Source organism: Enterobacter cloacae complex sp. P16RS2 (genome assembly GCF_014982155.1).
GTDB lineage: Bacteria > Pseudomonadota > Gammaproteobacteria > Enterobacterales > Enterobacteriaceae > Enterobacter > Enterobacter cloacae_M.
On record NZ_JADCKW010000010.1, the window covers coordinates 135,665 to 152,388 of the forward strand.

16 protein-coding genes are annotated in these 16,724 nt (G+C 58.1%); 14 read left to right on the top strand and 2 right to left on the bottom strand.

Going from position 1 to position 16,724, the window contains the following annotated elements:
* The first annotated feature begins 49 nt into the window (after positions 1-49).
* Positions 50-1,621 (top strand): galactarate dehydratase, encoded by a 1,572-nt coding sequence (gene garD / locus INF68_RS07680; RefSeq protein ID WP_126785741.1) that lies wholly within the window; start codon positions 50-52, stop codon positions 1,619-1,621.
* 73 nt (positions 1,622-1,694) lie between these two features.
* On the opposite strand, the gene INF68_RS07685 is transcribed toward garD, so the two are convergent.
* Complete coding sequence (locus INF68_RS07685; RefSeq protein ID WP_023309305.1) at positions 1,695-2,498, bottom strand: DeoR family transcriptional regulator; 804 nt, start codon at positions 2,496-2,498, stop codon at positions 1,695-1,697.
* Between the two features lie 251 nt (positions 2,499-2,749).
* Between INF68_RS07685 and kbaZ the strand changes: the two genes are divergently transcribed.
* The 9 genes from kbaZ to INF68_RS07730 all read left to right on the top strand — a co-directional run bounded on the left by kbaZ (position 2,750) and on the right by INF68_RS07730 (position 11,968).
* Positions 2,750-4,045, top strand: coding sequence for a tagatose-bisphosphate aldolase subunit KbaZ (gene kbaZ, locus INF68_RS07690; RefSeq protein ID WP_233441365.1), 1,296 nt, complete (start codon positions 2,750-2,752; stop codon positions 4,043-4,045).
* 20 nt (positions 4,046-4,065) lie between these two features.
* On the top strand, positions 4,066-4,539 hold the full coding sequence (gene agaV / locus INF68_RS07695) for a PTS N-acetylgalactosamine transporter subunit IIB (RefSeq protein WP_126785740.1): 474 nt from the start codon (positions 4,066-4,068) through the stop codon (positions 4,537-4,539).
* 10 nt (positions 4,540-4,549) lie between these two features.
* Positions 4,550-5,329, top strand: coding sequence for a PTS N-acetylgalactosamine transporter subunit IIC (gene agaW / locus INF68_RS07700; RefSeq protein ID WP_023309308.1), 780 nt, complete (start codon positions 4,550-4,552; stop codon positions 5,327-5,329).
* Positions 5,319-6,197 (top strand): PTS N-acetylgalactosamine transporter subunit IID, encoded by an 879-nt coding sequence (gene agaE, locus INF68_RS07705; RefSeq protein WP_126785739.1) that lies wholly within the window; start codon positions 5,319-5,321, stop codon positions 6,195-6,197. Before agaW ends, agaE begins: the two co-directional genes overlap by 11 nt.
* Positions 6,198-6,213: 16 nt before the next feature.
* A complete protein-coding gene (agaF, locus tag INF68_RS07710; RefSeq protein WP_126785738.1) occupies positions 6,214-6,648 on the top strand; it encodes a PTS galactosamine/N-acetylgalactosamine transporter subunit IIA in 435 nt (144 codons plus the stop codon).
* Entirely contained in the window at positions 6,645-7,778 is a 1,134-nt protein-coding gene (nagA, locus tag INF68_RS07715; RefSeq protein ID WP_126785737.1) for an N-acetylglucosamine-6-phosphate deacetylase, read from the top strand. Before agaF ends, nagA begins: the two co-directional genes overlap by 4 nt.
* 246 nt (positions 7,779-8,024) lie before the next feature.
* The gene (locus INF68_RS07720; protein WP_126785736.1) at positions 8,025-9,173 is read left to right on the top strand and encodes an SIS domain-containing protein; all 1,149 of its coding nucleotides are present in this window, start codon (positions 8,025-8,027) and stop codon (positions 9,171-9,173) included.
* A 12-nt stretch (positions 9,174-9,185) separates the two neighbouring features.
* A complete protein-coding gene (gene kbaY / locus INF68_RS07725; protein WP_045134778.1) occupies positions 9,186-10,058 on the top strand; it encodes a tagatose-bisphosphate aldolase subunit KbaY in 873 nt (290 codons plus the stop codon).
* A 20-nt stretch (positions 10,059-10,078) separates the two neighbouring features.
* Positions 10,079-11,968: an enterotoxin gene (locus INF68_RS07730; RefSeq protein WP_126785735.1), complete on the top strand. Its 1,890-nt coding sequence runs from the start codon at positions 10,079-10,081 to the stop codon at positions 11,966-11,968.
* 67 nt (positions 11,969-12,035) lie between these two features.
* On the opposite strand, the gene rsmI is transcribed toward INF68_RS07730, so the two are convergent.
* Positions 12,036-12,899 carry a 16S rRNA (cytidine(1402)-2'-O)-methyltransferase gene (gene rsmI / locus INF68_RS07735; protein WP_023309315.1) on the bottom strand — a complete coding sequence of 288 codons (864 nt, stop codon included), beginning with the start codon at positions 12,897-12,899 and terminating at the stop codon, positions 12,036-12,038.
* 62 nt (positions 12,900-12,961) lie between these two features.
* Between rsmI and INF68_RS07740 the strand changes: the two genes are divergently transcribed.
* Genes INF68_RS07740 through dolP form a run of 4 tightly spaced genes read left to right on the top strand, consistent with a single transcriptional unit; the run spans position 12,962 to position 16,689 of the window.
* Positions 12,962-15,139, top strand: a complete 2,178-nt coding sequence (locus INF68_RS07740) for a penicillin-binding protein activator (protein WP_193525297.1) — start codon at positions 12,962-12,964, stop codon at positions 15,137-15,139.
* On the top strand, positions 15,097-15,492 hold the full coding sequence (locus INF68_RS07745; RefSeq protein WP_028014533.1) for a YraN family protein: 396 nt from the start codon (positions 15,097-15,099) through the stop codon (positions 15,490-15,492). Before INF68_RS07740 ends, INF68_RS07745 begins: the two co-directional genes overlap by 43 nt.
* A 21-nt stretch (positions 15,493-15,513) precedes the next feature.
* Positions 15,514-16,104 carry a DnaA initiator-associating protein DiaA gene (diaA, locus tag INF68_RS07750; RefSeq protein WP_003861754.1) on the top strand — a complete coding sequence of 197 codons (591 nt, stop codon included), beginning with the start codon at positions 15,514-15,516 and terminating at the stop codon, positions 16,102-16,104.
* 9 nt (positions 16,105-16,113) lie between these two features.
* A complete protein-coding gene (dolP, locus tag INF68_RS07755) occupies positions 16,114-16,689 on the top strand; it encodes a division/outer membrane stress-associated lipid-binding lipoprotein (protein ID WP_028017061.1) in 576 nt (191 codons plus the stop codon).
* The last annotated feature ends 35 nt before the right edge of the window (positions 16,690-16,724 follow it).

Below are 16,724 nucleotides of genomic sequence, written 5' to 3' on the forward strand. Positions count from 1 at the left end.
AAAATTGGCTGAATTTATTATCAGACACTTTGCTGGAGAATACTGAACAATGGCCGACATTGAAATTCGACAGGCATCGCCGACGGCGTTTTATATAAAAGTCCACGACACCGATAATGTGGCGATTATTGTCAACGACAATGGCTTAAAAGCGGGCACCCGCTTCCCGGACGGGCTGGAACTAATTGAGCATATTCCGCAGGGACATAAAGTCGCCCTGGTGGATATCCCTGCTAACAGCGAAATCGTACGTTACGGTGAAGTCATCGGCTATGCCGTTCGCTCTATACCACAGGGGAGCTGGGTTGAGGAGTCGCTGGTGGCGCTGCCGGAAGCGCCGCCGATGAACACACTTCCGCTGGCGACCCGCGTGCCGGAACCGCTACCTCCGCTGAGGGGCTATACCTTCGAAGGCTACCGCAACGCGGACGGCAGCGTCGGCACCAAGAATCTGCTCGGCATTACCACCAGCGTGCACTGCGTGGCGGGCGTAGTGGATTACGTGGTGAAAATCATCGAACGCGATCTGCTGCCGAAATACCCGAACGTCGACGGCGTGGTTGGCCTGAACCACCTCTACGGCTGCGGCGTGGCGATTAACGCCCCCGCTGCCGTAGTGCCTATCCGTACCATCCACAATATCGCCCTGAACCCAAACTTTGGCGGCGAGGTGATGGTCATCGGTCTGGGGTGTGAAAAATTGCAGCCAGAGCGCCTGCTGCAGGGCACCGAAGATGTGAAAGCCATTCCGGCAGACGAGGCCAGCATCGTGCGTCTGCAGGACGAGCACCACGTGGGTTTCCGCTCAATGGTCGACGATATCCTGCAGGTGGCTGAACGCCATCTGGACAAGCTCAACAAGCGCCAGCGCGAAACCTGCCCGGCGTCTGATTTGGTAGTGGGAACACAGTGCGGCGGCAGCGATGCCTTCTCCGGCGTGACGGCCAACCCGGCGGTGGGCTATGCGTCCGATCTGCTTGTTCGCTGCGGCGCCACGGTGATGTTCTCCGAGGTGACCGAAGTGCGTGACGCCATCCATCTGCTCACGCCACGCGCCGTTAATGAAGAGGTCGGCAAGCGCCTGCTCGAGGAAATGGCCTGGTACGATAGCTATCTCGATATGGGCAAAACCGACCGCAGCGCAAATCCCTCACCGGGGAACAAAAAAGGCGGCCTGGCCAACGTAGTGGAAAAAGCCCTCGGGTCGATTGCCAAATCCGGCCAGAGCGCGATTGTGGAAGTGCTCTCTCCGGGCCAGCGCCCGACCAAACGCGGCCTGATCTACGCGGCAACGCCGGCCAGCGATTTCGTCTGCGGCACGCAGCAGGTGGCATCCGGCATTACGGTGCAGGTCTTTACCACCGGGCGCGGCACGCCGTACGGCCTGATGGCGGTGCCGGTGATCAAGATGGCGACCCGCACCGAGCTGGCAAACCGCTGGTATGATTTAATGGACATCAACGCGGGCACCATCGCCACCGGGGAAGAGAGCATTGAGGACGTGGGCTGGAAGCTGTTCCACTTCATTCTGGATGTCGCCAGCGGGCGGAAGAAAACCTTCTCGGATCAATGGGGATTACATAATCAGCTGGCGGTGTTCAACCCGGCACCGGTGACGTAATTCATATTCCCAACCGCACCGAACGGTCCCCTCTCCCCTATGGGGAGAGGGTTAGGGTGAGGGGAAAGCCCCCTTAAACCAGCACCACCTCAATCCCGCTTTTTCGCAGCCCGTCCAGGCTCTCCGCCGGAATGCCTTCATCGACAATAATCATATCAATCCTTTGCGTATCAATGATTTTATGCAGACTTGAGCGGTTAAATTTGCTGGAGTCCGTGACAACGATAATACGCTCCGCCACCTCGCACATTTTGCGGTTCAGTCGTGCTTCGTCTTCGTTATGCGTACTTACGCCGCGGTCGAGATCGATGGCGTCAACGCCGAGGAACAGCAGGTCAAAATGGTAATTCTGTAGCGACTGTTCTGCCTGGTCACCGTAGAAGGATTGCGACTGACGGCGCAGGTGCCCGCCGGTCATCAGCAATTCCACCCCTTCCGCTTCCAGCAACGCATTCGCCACGTTCATCCCGTTGGTCATCGCAATCACGTCCGTGTGCTGGCGCAGCATGCGGGCGATTTCATACGTCGTGGTGCCGGAGTCCAGAATAATACGGTGCCCGGGTTTAACCAGCGCGGCAGCGGCCTGCGCGATACTGCGCTTCACCGCCGTATTCAGCGAGCTTTTATCCTCCACGGAAGGCTCAGCGCCCGGCATGTTGCCTTCGCAAATCAATGCCCCGCCGTAGGCGCGAACGGCGATGCCCTGCTTCTCCAGGAAAGCCAGATCGTTGCGGATCGTCACCGTCGATACGCCGTACAGATGAGACAGATCGTTAACCTGCACGCTTCCCTGCGCCCGCAACCGCTGAATGATCTGCTCTCGCCTTTCACTGGTGCCGGTGATGCGCTTTTCCGCGGATGAATCGGTGCTGCTCATACGAGCTCCTTAATAAATAGTCTTTCGTTTCATTTCGTTTTGCCTATTAAGGCCTTTCTTTTTCGGGAATGCAAGTCCCGCCTTACGTACAGACGCAACCCAACACTGCGCTGAAACCTTTCATTATGTTTCTTTTGTGAAACAGATCGGAAAACTATTATCTTTCGTTTTATTTTTATATCACCATGATGCAGGATTAAATGAAACAAAACGAAAGACAAGTGTCATTACCATCCGAAATGGAGAGGAAAGTGAAACATCTGACAGAAATGGTGGAACAACATAAACGAGGGAATTCGAACGGGATCTATGCCGTCTGCTCCGCACATCCGCTGGTACTTGAAGCTGCCATTCGTTACGCGCATTCGCATCAGACGCCGCTGCTGATCGAGGCCACCTCCAACCAGGTGGATCAGTTTGGCGGCTATACCGGCATGACGCCTGCAAATTTTCACGCGTTTGTCTGCCGGCTGGCCGAGTCGCTCGGTTTTCCGACGTCACAGCTGATCCTGGGCGGCGATCATCTGGGCCCTAACCGCTGGCAAAATCTCCCTGCGGAACAGGCGATGGCAAATGCCGACGATCTGATCAAAAGCTATGTTTCTGCCGGATTCAAAAAGATCCACCTGGACTGCAGCATGTCCTGCGAGGACGACCCGGTTCCCCTGACCGACGCGATCGTCGCCGGACGCGCCGCACGCCTGGCGAAGATTGCCGAAGCGACCTGTCGCGAGCAGTTTGGTGAATCCGATCTGGTCTACGTTATCGGCACGGAAGTGCCGGTTCCCGGTGGCGCGCACGAGACGCTCACCGAACTTGCCGTCACCACGCCGGACGCGGCCCGCGCCACGCTTGAAGCGCACCGCCACGCGTTCGAAAAGGAAGGCTTAAGCGACATCTGGCCGCGCATTATTGGCCTGGTGGTCCAGCCTGGCGTGGAGTTCGACCACGCGCACGTCTGCGACTATCAGCCGCAGAAAGCCGTGGCCCTGAGCAAAATGGTTGAAGCCTACGATACGCTGGTGTTTGAAGCGCATTCCACCGACTACCAGACGCCGCAGGCGCTGCGCCAGCTGGTTAACGATCACTTTGCCATTCTGAAAGTTGGCCCCGCCCTGACCTTCGCCCTGCGCGAGGCGCTGTTTTCGCTGGCCGCCATTGAAGAGGAGCTGCTGCCGGCAAAAGCCAGTTCCGGCCTGCGTCAGGTGCTGGAAAACGTCATGCTCGACCGCCCGGAATACTGGCAAAGCCATTACCACGGTGACGGCAACGCGCGTCGCCTGGCGCGCGGCTACAGCTACTCTGACCGCGTGCGCTACTACTGGCCGGACAGCCAGATCGACGACGCCTTTGCACGGCTGGTGCGTAACCTGGCAGACGAGCCTGTTCCCCTGCCGCTGATCAGCCAGTACCTGCCGCTGCAGTACAGCAAAGTTCGCGAGGGCGCTCTCAAGTCAACGCCACGGGAACTCATCATCGACCACATTCAGGACATACTCCAGCAGTACCACGCCGCCTGCGAAGGCGTAACGACTCAAGACGCATAATTAAAAAAGAGGAAAACGCTATGCCAAACATTGTCTTATGCCGCATCGACGAACGCCTGATCCACGGTCAGGTAGGCGTGCAGTGGGTGGGGTTTGCGGGGGCAAACCTGGTGCTGGTCGCTAATGACGAGGTCGCTGAGGATCCGGTTCAACAGAACCTGATGGAAATGGTGCTCGCGGAAGGGATCGCCGTGCGCTTCTGGTCGCTGCAAAAGGTCATCGACAACATTCACCGCGCCGCTGACCGCCAGAAAATCCTGCTGGTCTGCAAATCACCCGCCGATTTTCTGAGGCTGGTCGAGGGTGGCGTACCCATCACCCGTATTAACGTCGGAAACATGCATTACGCCAGTGGCAAACAACAAATTGCCAAAACGGTCTCTGTCGACGCGAACGATATTGACGCGTTCAACGGCCTGAAAGCGGCCGGTGTGGAATGCTTCGTTCAGGGCGTTCCAACAGAAACTGCTTTGGATCTCTTTAAACTGCTCTGAGGGATTCACAATGGAAATCAGTCTGTTGCAGGCGCTGGGGTTGGGCATACTCGCCTTTATCGCCGGTCTGGATATGTTTAACGGGTTAACGCACATGCACCGCCCGGTGGTGCTCGGGCCGCTGGTCGGCCTGATCCTGGGCGATCTGCACACCGGCATTTTGACCGGCGGTACGTTAGAGCTGGTCTGGATGGGGCTGGCCCCGCTCGCCGGTGCCCAGCCGCCTAACGTCATTATCGGCACCATCGTGGGGACCGCGTTTGCCATCAGCACCGGCGTGAAGCCAGAAGTCGCGGTTGGCGTCGCCGTGCCGTTTGCCGTTGCGGTGCAGATGGGGATTACGTTCCTCTTCTCGGTGATGTCCGGCGTCATGTCGCGCTGCGATCGCATGGCGGCCAATGCAGACACCAACGGAATTGAACGGGTTAACTATCTTGCGCTGCTGGCGCTCGGCATCTTCTATTTTCTGTGCGCGTTCCTGCCAATCTACTTCGGTGCGGAACATGCGAAAACCGCCATTGACGTTCTGCCAGCGCGTCTGATTGACGGCCTCGGCGTCGCGGGCGGCATCATGCCAGCCATCGGCTTCGCCGTGCTGCTGAAGATCATGATGAAAAACGTCTACATCCCTTACTTCATTATTGGTTTTGTCGCCGCCGCCTGGCTCAAGCTTCCGGTGCTGGCGATTGCGGCGGCCGCGCTGGCCATGGCGCTGATCGACCTGATGCGTAAATCACCTGAACCGACGGCTCCCGCAGCTCAGAAAGAGGAATTCGAAGATGGCATCTAACCACACCACCCTGCCGGGCGTGTCTGAAAGCGAAGAGACGCTGCTGACCGGCGTGAATGAAAACGTCTACGAAGACCAGAACATCGGTGCCGAGCTGACGAAAAAGGATATCAACCGCGTGGCCTGGCGTTCCATGCTGCTGCAGGCCTCGTTTAACTACGAACGTATGCAGGCCTCCGGCTGGCTGTACGGGCTGCTGCCCGCGTTGAAAAAGATCCACACCAACAAGCGGGACCTGGCGCGGGCGATGAAAGGCCATATGGGCTTCTTTAACACCCACCCGTTCCTGGTGACCTTTGTTATCGGCATCATTCTGGCGATGGAGCGATCCAAGCAGGATGTGAACAGCATCCAGAGCACCAAAATTGCCGTCGGCGCGCCGCTTGGCGGTATTGGCGACGCCATGTTCTGGCTGACCCTGCTGCCCATCTGCGGCGGTATTGGTGCCAGCCTGGCGCTGCAGGGATCGATTCTGGGCGCGGTGGTCTTTATGGTGCTGTTTAACGTGGTACACCTCGGCCTGCGCTTTGGCCTGGCGCACTACGCTTACCGGATGGGCGTCGCGGCCATTCCGCTGATTAAAGCCAACACCAAAAAGGTCGGCCACGCGGCGTCTATCGTGGGGATGACGGTGATCGGCGCGCTGGTGGCAACCTACGTCCGCCTCAATACCACGCTCGAAATCAAGGCGGGTGATGCGGTCGTCAAACTGCAGGCCGACGTCATCGACAAGCTGATGCCCGCGTTCCTGCCGCTGGTCTACACCCTGACCATGTTCTGGCTGGTACGCCGCGGCTGGAGCCCGCTGCGGCTGATCGGTATCACCGTGCTGCTGGGCGTTGTCGGTAAATTCTGTCACTTCCTGTAAAAGCAAAGAGGTTGCGATGTTAGGCATTATTTTGACGGGTCACGGCGGTTTTGCCAGCGGGCTTGAGCAGGCGATGAAGCAGATCCTGGGCGAGCAGCCGCAGTTTATCGCCATCGATTTTCCGGAAACCTCCACCACCGCGCGGCTGACCGCTCAGCTTGAGCAGGCGGTAAGCGAACTCGATGCGCAGCACGATATTGTGTTTCTCACCGATTTGCTCGGCGGCACGCCGTTCCGCGTGGCGTCAACGCTCGCGATGCAAAGGCCGGGTAGCGAAGTGATTACCGGCACCAACCTGCAGCTGCTGCTGGAGATGGTGCTGGAGCGCGACGGATTAAGCAGCGAGGCGTTTCGCCAGCAGGCGCTGGAGTGCGGGCACCGCGGCCTGACGAGCCTGGTGGACGAGCTGGGGCGCTGTCGCGAGGAAGCCTCGGCTGAGGAAGGGATATGAGCCAGCTGCTGCGCGCGCGACGGATCCTTACCGAACAGGGCTGGCTGGACGACCACCAGCTACGCATTGAAAGCGGCGCGGTTGCGGTGATTGAACCCATCCCGGCGGGCGTTACGGCGCGCGATGCGGAGCTGCTTTGCCCGGCGTATATCGATACGCACGTCCACGGCGGCGCGGGCGTGGACGTCATGGACGATGCGCCTGACGTGCTGGACACTCTGGCGATGCATAAAGCGCGTGAAGGCGTGGGCGCATTTCTGCCCACCACCGTGACCGCGCCGATGGAAGCCATCCACAGCGCACTGATGCGTATCGCCCGGCGCAGTCAGTCCGGCGGCCCCGGCGCGCAGATCCTGGGCAGTTATCTGGAAGGACCGTACTTTACGCCCCAGAACAAAGGGGCGCATCCGCCCGAGCTGTTCCGGGAGCTGGATATCGCCGAGCTGGACAGGCTGATTGACGTTTCACAGGGCACGCTACGGGTGGTGGCGCTCGCGCCGGAAAAACCCGGCGCGCTGCAGGTGATTCATCATCTTAAACAGCGCGGTATCCGCGTCATGCTGGGCCACAGCGCTGCTACGTACCGGCAAACTCTCGCCGCGTTTGATGCGGGTGCCGACGGGCTGGTGCACTGCTACAACGGTATGACGGGTTTGCACCACAGAGAGCCCGGCATGGTCGGCGCAGGGCTGACGGACAAACGGGCGTGGCTGGAGCTGATTGCCGACGGCCACCACGTCCATCCGGGAGCGATGCGTTTATGCTGCTGCTGCGCTCAGGATCGCGTGGTGCTGATTACCGATGCCATGCAGGCGGCAGGTATGCCGGACGGTCGGTATACCCTGTGCGGTGAAGAGGTCACGATGCAAAACGGCGTGGTTCGAACCGGCTCCGGCGGGCTGGCGGGCAGCACGCTGTCGCTGGATGCCGCGGTCAGAAATATGGTGGAGTATGCGGGCGTAACAGCCGAAGAGGCGATCCATATGGCCTCGCTGCACCCTGCCCGGCTGCTAGGCGTTGACGGTCAGCTTGGATCCTTAGCTCCGGGCAAACGCGCCAATATTATTGCGCTGGACGGAGGTTTACACCTCCAGCGGATCTGGATTCAGGGCCAGGCTCTTCCCCTTTAGCCCTTTCATTGTGTCTCCTTTTGGCTTTACGGCCTGAAACCGTAAGGCCTTTCTTTTCCTTTCCTTAAACCTTCCCTTTCCTTTCACGATCACACTTTTCGTTTTATTTCTTTTCTTTCATTGAAGTTTCGATTTCTTTTCTATAGATTTTATTTAACTGCTTAAGTGAACAAGTGAAACGAAACGAAAGATAGCGACACGATTGCCAGCGTCTGATGTGGAATTCACACGACTAAGGACTGAGTTATGCCACAAACCACTACCGCCGCCACAACCGGCACCTGGACCGAGGAAGAGATCCGCCAGCAGCCTGCCAGCTGGATCCGTTCGCTCAACAACATCGATAACCTGCGTGCTTCGATCGACAGTTTCCTGACGCCGCTGCTGCGCAAGCGCGATCTGCGGATCGTCCTGACCGGCGCGGGCACGTCCGCCTTTATCGGCGATATCATTGCGCCATGGCTTTCAAGCCACACCGGGAAAAACTTCACCGCCATCCCGACAACCGATCTGGTCACGAACCCGATGGACTACTTCAGCCCTGGGCACCCGCTGCTGCTGGTTTCGTTTGCCCGCTCCGGCAACAGTCCGGAAAGCGTCGCGGCCGTTGAGCTGGCAAACCAGTTCGTGCCGGAGTGCTATCACCTGTCCATTACCTGCAACGAGGCGGGGAGCCTGTACCAGAACGCCGTCGACAGCGATAACGCCTTTGCCCTGCTGATGCCTGCCGAAACGCACGATCGCGGGTTCGCGATGACCAGCAGCATCACCACCATGATGGCGAGCTGTCTGTCCGTGTTCGCCCCGGAAACGATCAATAGCCACACCTTCCGCGACGTCGCCGATCGCTGTCAGGCGATCCTCACCTCGCTCGGGGATTTCAGCCACGGCGTCTTTGGCAGCGAACCGTGGAAACGGATCGTGTATCTGGGAAGCGGCGGCCTGCAGGGCGCGGCGCGCGAATCGGCGCTGAAGGTGCTGGAGCTGACGGCGGGCAAGCTGGCGGCATTTTACGACTCCCCTACGGGCTTCCGTCACGGGCCGAAGTCGCTGGTAGACAATGAAACGCTGGTGGTGGTGTTCATCTCCAGCCATCCATATACGCGTCAGTACGATCTGGATCTGCTGGCCGAGCTGCGCCGCGATCGCCAGGCCCTGCGCGTCGTCGCCATCGCCGCTGAAAACGATCCGGTCATTGAAGCGGGTCCGCACATTCTGCTGCCGCCTTCACGTCCGTTTATCGATATGGAACAGGCGTTCTGCTTCCTGATGTATGCCCAGGTTTTTGCGCTCACCCAGTCGCTTAGCGCAGGCATTACGCCCGATACGCCATCGGCCAGCGGGACGGTCAACCGCGTGGTGCAGGGCGTCGTTATTCATCCGTGGCAGGCTTAAGAGGATCTGATTATGAGTATTATCTCGACGAAATATCTTCTGCAGGACGCGCAGGCAAAAGGCTACGCCGTTCCGGCGTTCAACATCCACAACGCGGAGACGATCCAGGCGATCCTCGAAGCGTGCAGCGAAATGCGATCGCCGGTGATCCTCGCGGGCACGCCGGGCACCTTTAAGCATATTGCGCTGGAAGAGATCTACGCCCTGTGCAGCGCCTACTCCCACACCTACGACATGCCGCTGGCGCTGCACCTCGATCACCACGAATCGCTGGACGATATTCGCCGCAAGGTCAACGCGGGCGTGCGCAGCGCGATGATCGACGGCAGCCACTACCCGTTTGAACAAAACGTGAAGCTGGTGAAGTCGGTGGTCGATTTCTGCCACCTCAACGACTGCAGCGTGGAGGCCGAACTGGGCCGCCTGGGCGGTGTGGAAGATGACATGAGCGTGGATGCGGAAAGTGCATTTTTGACCGATCCTCAGGAGGCGAAGCGCTTTGTTGAGCTAACCGGTGTCGATAGCCTTGCCGTCGCCATCGGCACCGCGCACGGCCTGTATACCAAACGCCCGAAAATCGACTTCCAGCGGCTGGCGGAAATCCGCGAAGTGGTCACCGTGCCGCTGGTGCTGCACGGCGCGAGCGATGTGCCGGATGAGTTTGTTCGCCGCACCATAGAGCTGGGCGTGTGCAAAGTCAACGTGGCGACCGAGCTGAAGATTGCTTTCTCTGACGCGGTTAAGGCCTGGTTTGCCGAAAACCCGCAGGGCAACGATCCGCGCTTCTATATGCGCGTCGGCATGGACGCCATGAAAGAGGTGGTCAGAAGCAAGATCGCCGTTTGCGGATCGGCAAACCGATTGCTGCTTCCGGCAGAAGCCTGATTAAAAAGGAGCTTACGCTGATGAAAAAAATCCTCGCTCTCTCACTGCTGGCCATGTGCGTTTCCCATAGCGCGGTGGCCGCGAACTACGCGCTCGGTAACGACAATATTGCTCTGTCATTTGATGATGCAAACTCAACGGTAGTGGTTAAGGACACCAGGGCTAACCATCCGCTCACGCCGCAGGAGCTGTTCTTCCTGACGCTGCCGGACGAGACGAAAATCCACACCGCTGATTTTAAAATCAAGCATGTCGAAAAGCAGGACAGCGGCTTGGTCATCGATTTCACCCATCCGGACTTTAACGTAACGGTAAAGCTGAACCTGGTGAAGGGGAAATACGCCAGCATCGACTACACCGTTGCCGCCGTTGGTCAGCCGCGAGACGTGGCGAAAATTACCTTCTTCCCGACCAAAAAGCAGGCTCAGGCACCTTACGTAGACGGGGCGATTAACAGCTCGCCGATCGTCGCAGACTCGTTCTTTATTCTGCCGGACAAGCCCATCGTTAACACTTACGCCTATGAAGCGACCACCAATCTCAACGTAGAGCTGAAAACGCCGATTCAGCCAGAGTCGCCGGTCAGCTTTACCACCTGGTTCGGCACCTTCCCGGAGACCAGCCAGCTGCGCCGCAGCGTAAACCAGTTTATTGATGCCGTCCGCCCGCGTCCGTATAAGCCCTATTTACACTACAACAGCTGGATGGATATCGGCTTCTTTACGCCCTACTCCGAGCAGGACGTGCTGGGGCGGATGGATGAATGGAATAAGGAATTTATCACCGGGCGCGGCGTGGCGCTGAATGCGTTCCTGCTTGACGATGGCTGGGATGACCTGACCGGACGCTGGCTGTTTGGCCCGGCATTCAGCAACGGTTTTGGCAAAGTTCGGGAAAAAGCCGACAGCATGCACAGCTCGGTTGGACTGTGGCTCTCGCCGTGGGGTGGATATAACAAACCGCGCGACACTCGCGTCTCGCATGCAAAAGAGTACGGTTTCGAAACGGTAGACGGGAAGCTGGCGCTGTCAGGTCCAAACTATTTTAAAAACTTCAATGAGCAGATCGTTAAGCTTATTAAAAACGAACACATTACCTCGTTCAAGCTGGACGGGATGGGTAATGCCAATTCGCATATTAAGGGCAGCCCGTTCGCCTCGGATTTTGACGCCTCTATCGCTCTGCTACACAACATGCGAAGCGCCAACCCGAATCTGTTTATTAACCTGACGACCGGTACCAACGCCAGCCCGTCCTGGCTGTTCTACGCTGATTCCATCTGGCGGCAGGGCGATGACATCAACCTGTACGGCCCCGGCACGCCGGTTCAGCAGTGGATGACCTACCGCGATGCGGAAACGTACCGCTCCATTGTTCGCAAAGGGCCGCTGTTCCCGCTGAACTCGTTGATGTATCACGGGATCATCAGCGCGGAAAACGCCTATTACGGGCTGGAGAAGGTGCAAACGGACAGCGACTTTGCCGATCAGGTCTGGAGCTACTTCGTGACCGGCACGCAGCTGCAGGAGCTGTATATCACCCCTTCAATGCTGAACAAGGCGAAGTGGGATACCCTGGCGCGGGCCGCGAAGTGGTCGCGGGAAAACGCCGGCGTGCTGGTGGATACGCACTGGATTGGTGGCGATCCAACCGCGCTGCAGGTTTACGGCTGGGCATCCTGGAGCAAGGACAAAGCGATTCTCGGCTTGCGTAACCCGTCGGATAAACCGCAAAGCTACTACCTGGATTTGACGAAAGATTTTGAAATCCCGACAGGGAACGCGGCGCAGTTTCGTCTGAAAGCGGTGTACGGCAGTAATTCAACCGTACCGGAGGAGTATAAAAACGCGGTGGTGATTACGCTGCAGCCGCTGGAAACGCTGGTGTTTGAGGCGGTGCCAGTTAGCTAAAAGACGCATAACGATCTGCAGGCCGGGTCAGGCGCAGCCGCCACCCGGCAAAACAGGCGGCAGGGGATTACTCCCCCTGCTGCTCCAGCGCATGTTTATACAGCGCATTTTTCTTCACGCCGTGAATTTCCGCCGCCAGCGCAGCGGCCTTCTTCAGCGGCAGTTCCGCCTGCAGCAGCGCCAGCGTGCGCAGCGCGTCGGCAGGGAGCGCGTCTTCCTGCGCCTTATGCCCTTCGACAATCAGCACCATTTCGCCCTTGCGGCGGTTTTCATCTTCTTTCACCCAAGCCAGCAGTTCACCCACCGGCGCGCCGTGGATAGTCTCCCAGGTTTTGGTCAGCTCGCGCGCCAGCACCACGTAGCGGGCTTCTCCCCAGACGGTCACCATGTCTTCCAGGCTTTCCAGCAGGCGGTGCGTGGATTCGTAAAAAATAAGGGTGCGCGGTTCCGCTTCCAGGTCTTTTAACACGTCGCGACGGCCTTTGGATTTGGCTGGCAGGAAACCTTCATAGCAGAAACGGTCAGACGGCAGACCCGCCGCGCTCAGCGCAGCAATGGCAGCGCACGGCCCCGGCAGCGGCACAACGCGAATACCGGCTTCACGACAGGTACGCACCAGGTGATAGCCGGGATCGTTGATCAGCGGCGTACCGGCATCGGAGACCAGGGCAATGTTCTGTCCCTCTTTCAGCTTCGCCACCAGCGTTTCGGCTTTTTGTTGCTCATTGTGATCGTGCAGAGCAAACAAACGGGCATTAATCGCGAAATGTTGCAGCAGTAAGCCGGTGTGGCGGGTATCTTCAGCAGCAATTAAATCAACAGCTTGCAGTACGGTGAGCGCACGTTGGGTAATATCAGACAAATTCCCGATAGGAGTAGGTACAATATAAAGCTGGCCTTGAGAATTATCTGCCGTTTCGTGTTGTTTCATTGTTTCGTCCGTATTGCCGATTTAATATTGAGCATTGCGTAAAAAAAATCACTGGATACAGTATGGTACCGTTAACGTTTCTTCGAAAAAAAGCCACGCGCAGCGTGCCTCTTCTGCTGGCAGCCCTGATCTTTGCAGGCTGTGGCACCCAGGCACCTGACCAGAGCACCGCCCATCTTCAGGGTTCTGCTCAGGCTGATTCTGGCTTTTATCTGCAACAAATGTCGCAGAGTTCAAATGATACCAAGACCAACTGGCAATTACTCGCCATTCGTGCACTGCTGAAAGAGGGTAAAACCCAGCAGGCAGCCGAACTGTTTAACCAGTTGCCAAAAGATCTTAACGACGCCCAGCGTCGTGAGCAGAGCCTGCTCTCTGCCGAGCTGAAGGTCGCGCTGAAAGATTACGCCGCCGCGAAGAAGATCCTCGGGGATATTGACGTGAGCGCGCTGGATAAAAATCAGCAGGCTCGCTCCTGGCAGGCGGGCATTACCGCGGAGCAGGGGCGTCCTTCCCTGACGCTGCTCCGCGCCCTCGTCGCGCAAGAGCCGCTGCTCGGCGGTGCTGATAAGCAGAAAAATATTGATGCCACCTGGCAAGCGCTTGCCTCTATGACCCAGGAACAGGCGCAGGCGCTGGTCATCAACGCCGATGAAAACGTCCTGCAGGGCTGGCTGGATCTGCAGCAAATGTGGTTTAACAACCGCAGCGATCCAAAGATGCTGAAGGCCGGTATTACGGACTGGCAGACGCGCTACCCGCAAAACCCGGGGGCGAAAATGCTGCCAACCCAGCTGGTGAACGTGCAGAACTTTAAGCCAGCGTCCACCAGCAAAATCGCCCTGCTTCTGCCGCTCAACGGCCAGGCGGCAGTGTTTGGCCGTACCATTCAGCAGGGCTTTGAAGCAGCGAAAAACGGCACGACGTCGGTAACCGGCAGCGCGGTTCCCGCGCAGGCGGCCCAGGCGGCTAACGTGAATGACGTTATCAGCCCGTCCGCAGCGGAGACCAGCGATCTGACCACGGCGCAAGCGCCGGCGCAGGGTACGATGCAAAACCCGGTGACGGCTCCGACGACGCCTCCGGCTTCAGCTGCACCGGCTGCAGCAGCCCCGGCTACTACAGCACCTGCTACTCAGGCTCCGACCGAGACGCAATCGGCGCCAGCGTCTGACGCAACAGCAGAACAGCCTCAACCGCAGCCTGCACAACCCGCGGCCCAACCTGCTGCGCAGCCGCAGGCCGTGGCAACCACCAGCGCCAACCCGGGCGCTGAGTTGAAAATTTACGACACCAGCTCGCAGCCGCTTGACCAGGTTCTGGCGCAGGTTCAACAGGACGGGGCGAGCATCGTTGTCGGTCCGCTGCTGAAAAACAACGTGGAAGAGCTGATGAAGAGCAATACCACGCTGAACGTGCTGGCGCTCAACCAGCCTGAGCAGGTTCAGAACCGGGCCAATATTTGCTACTTCGCGCTTTCCCCTGAAGATGAAGCCCGCGATGCGGCGCGTCATATTCACGAGCAGGGTAAGCAGGCTCCGCTACTGCTCATCCCACGCAGCGCGCTGGGCGATCGCGTGGCCAATGCCTTTGCCGATGAGTGGCAGAAGCTTGGCGGCGGCGTGGTGCTGCAGCAGAAATTCGGTTCCGTCTCTGAACTGCGCGCGGGCGTAAACGGCGGGGCGGGTATCGCGCTTAACGGTAGCCCGGTCACCGCAAGCCTGCCGCAGCAGCAGAGCGTGACGATTGGCGGCCTGACGATCCCTGCCCCACCTACCGATGCGCAGATTAGCGGTGGCGGCAAAGTGGATGCGGCCTATATCGTTGCCACGCCGCAGGAGATCGCCTTTATCAAACCGATGATCGCGATGCGTAACGGCAGCCAGAGCGGCGCAACGCTCTACGCCAGCTCGCGCAGCGCGCAGGGCACCGCAGGCCCGGATTTCCGTCTGGAAATGGACGGTCTGCAGTACAGCGAAATCCCGATGCTGGCAGGCAGCAACCCGGCGCTGATGCAGCAGGCGCTGAGTACCGTACGTAACGATTATTCGCTGGCGCGTCTGTATGCAATGGGTGTCGATGCATGGGCGCTGGCGAACCACTTTACCCAGATGCGTCAGGTGCCGGGCTTTGAGCTTAACGGCAACACCGGCGATCTGACCGCGACTCAGGACTGCGTGATCAACAGGAAGTTATCATGGCTCAAATACCAGCAGGGGCAAATCGTCCCGGCCAGTTAAGCCGTAAAGAGACCGGCGATGCGTGGGAGTTAAAGGCGCGTCGCTGGCTTGAAGGCAAAGGGCTGCGCTTTATCGCCGCTAACGTCCGCGGGCGCGGCGGCGAAATCGACCTGATCATGAAAGACGGTCAGGTCATCGTGTTTGTAGAAGTCCGCTTTCGACAGTCCTCCCGTTTTGGCGGTGCTGCCGCCAGCGTGACGCTCGCCAAACAACATAAATTATTACAGACTGCCCACTTGTGGCTTGCCCGCCATAATGGGAGCTTTGATACTGTGGATTGCCGGTTCGATGTGATAGCCTTCACCGGAAATGAGATCGAATGGCTTAAAAACGCTTTTGGCGAAGACGCATAATTAAGATTTAAAAGGGATAACGTGCTCGAAAGAATTAAAGTGTGCTTCACAGAAAGCATCCAGACTCAGATTGCCGCGGCGGAAGCCCTTCCGGATGCTATCTCGCGTGCCGCAATGACGCTGGTGCAATCCCTGCTTAATGGCAACAAAATCCTCTGTTGTGGCAACGGCACGTCAGCCGCCAACGCACAGCATTTTGCTGCCAGCATGATCAATCGCTTTGAAACAGAACGTCCGAGTTTACCTGCCATTGCACTTAATACCGATAATGTGGTCTTAACAGCGATTGCTAACGATCGTCTGCATGACGAAATTTACGCTAAGCAGGTGCGAGCCCTCGGCCATGCCGGAGATGTACTGCTGGCAATATCCACACGCGGCAACAGCCGGGACATTGTTAAAGCCGTTGAAGCCGCCGTCACCCGCGACATGACTATCGTAGCTTTAACCGGCTATGACGGTGGTGAGCTGGCGGGTCTGCTGGGGCCGCAGGATGTGGAAATCCGCATTCCTTCTCACCGGAGCGCGCGTATTCAGGAGATGCATATGCTCACGGTGAACTGCTTATGTGATTTGATCGATAACACGCTTTTCCCTCACCAGGATGATTAAGGAGTTCTTATGAAGGCTTTATCGACCCTCGCAGTCCTTATGTCTGCATTACTGCTTCAGGGATGTATCGCTGCGGCTGTCGTGGGTACTGCTGCGGTAGGTACCAAAGCGGCAACCGATCCGCGTTCTGTCGGAACGCAGGTGGATGACGGTACGCTTGAGCTGCGCGTCAACAGTGCGCTGTCGAAAGACGAACAGATTAAGAAAGAAGCGCGCATCAATGTGACGGCTTATCAGGGCAAAGTGCTGCTTGCAGGCCAGGCCCCTAACATGGAACTCGCCTCCCGCGCCAAACAGATTGCGATGGGTGTAGAAGGTACGACAGAAGTCTTCAACGAAGTGCGCCAGGGACAGCCTGTCAGCCTGGGCACCGCATCGTCTGACACCTGGATCACCACCAAAGTGCGTTCCCAACTGCTGGGTTCTGACCAGGTGAAATCTTCCAACGTGAAAGTGACGACGGAAAACGGTGAAGTGTTCCTGCTGGGTCTGGTAACCGACCGTGAAGGGAAAGCGGCGGCCGATATCGCTAGCCGGGTGAGCGGCGTGAAGCACGTCACCACCGCGTTTACTTACATCAAATAAAAAAAATCCCCTCGCTTGAGGGGATTTTTTTGTAG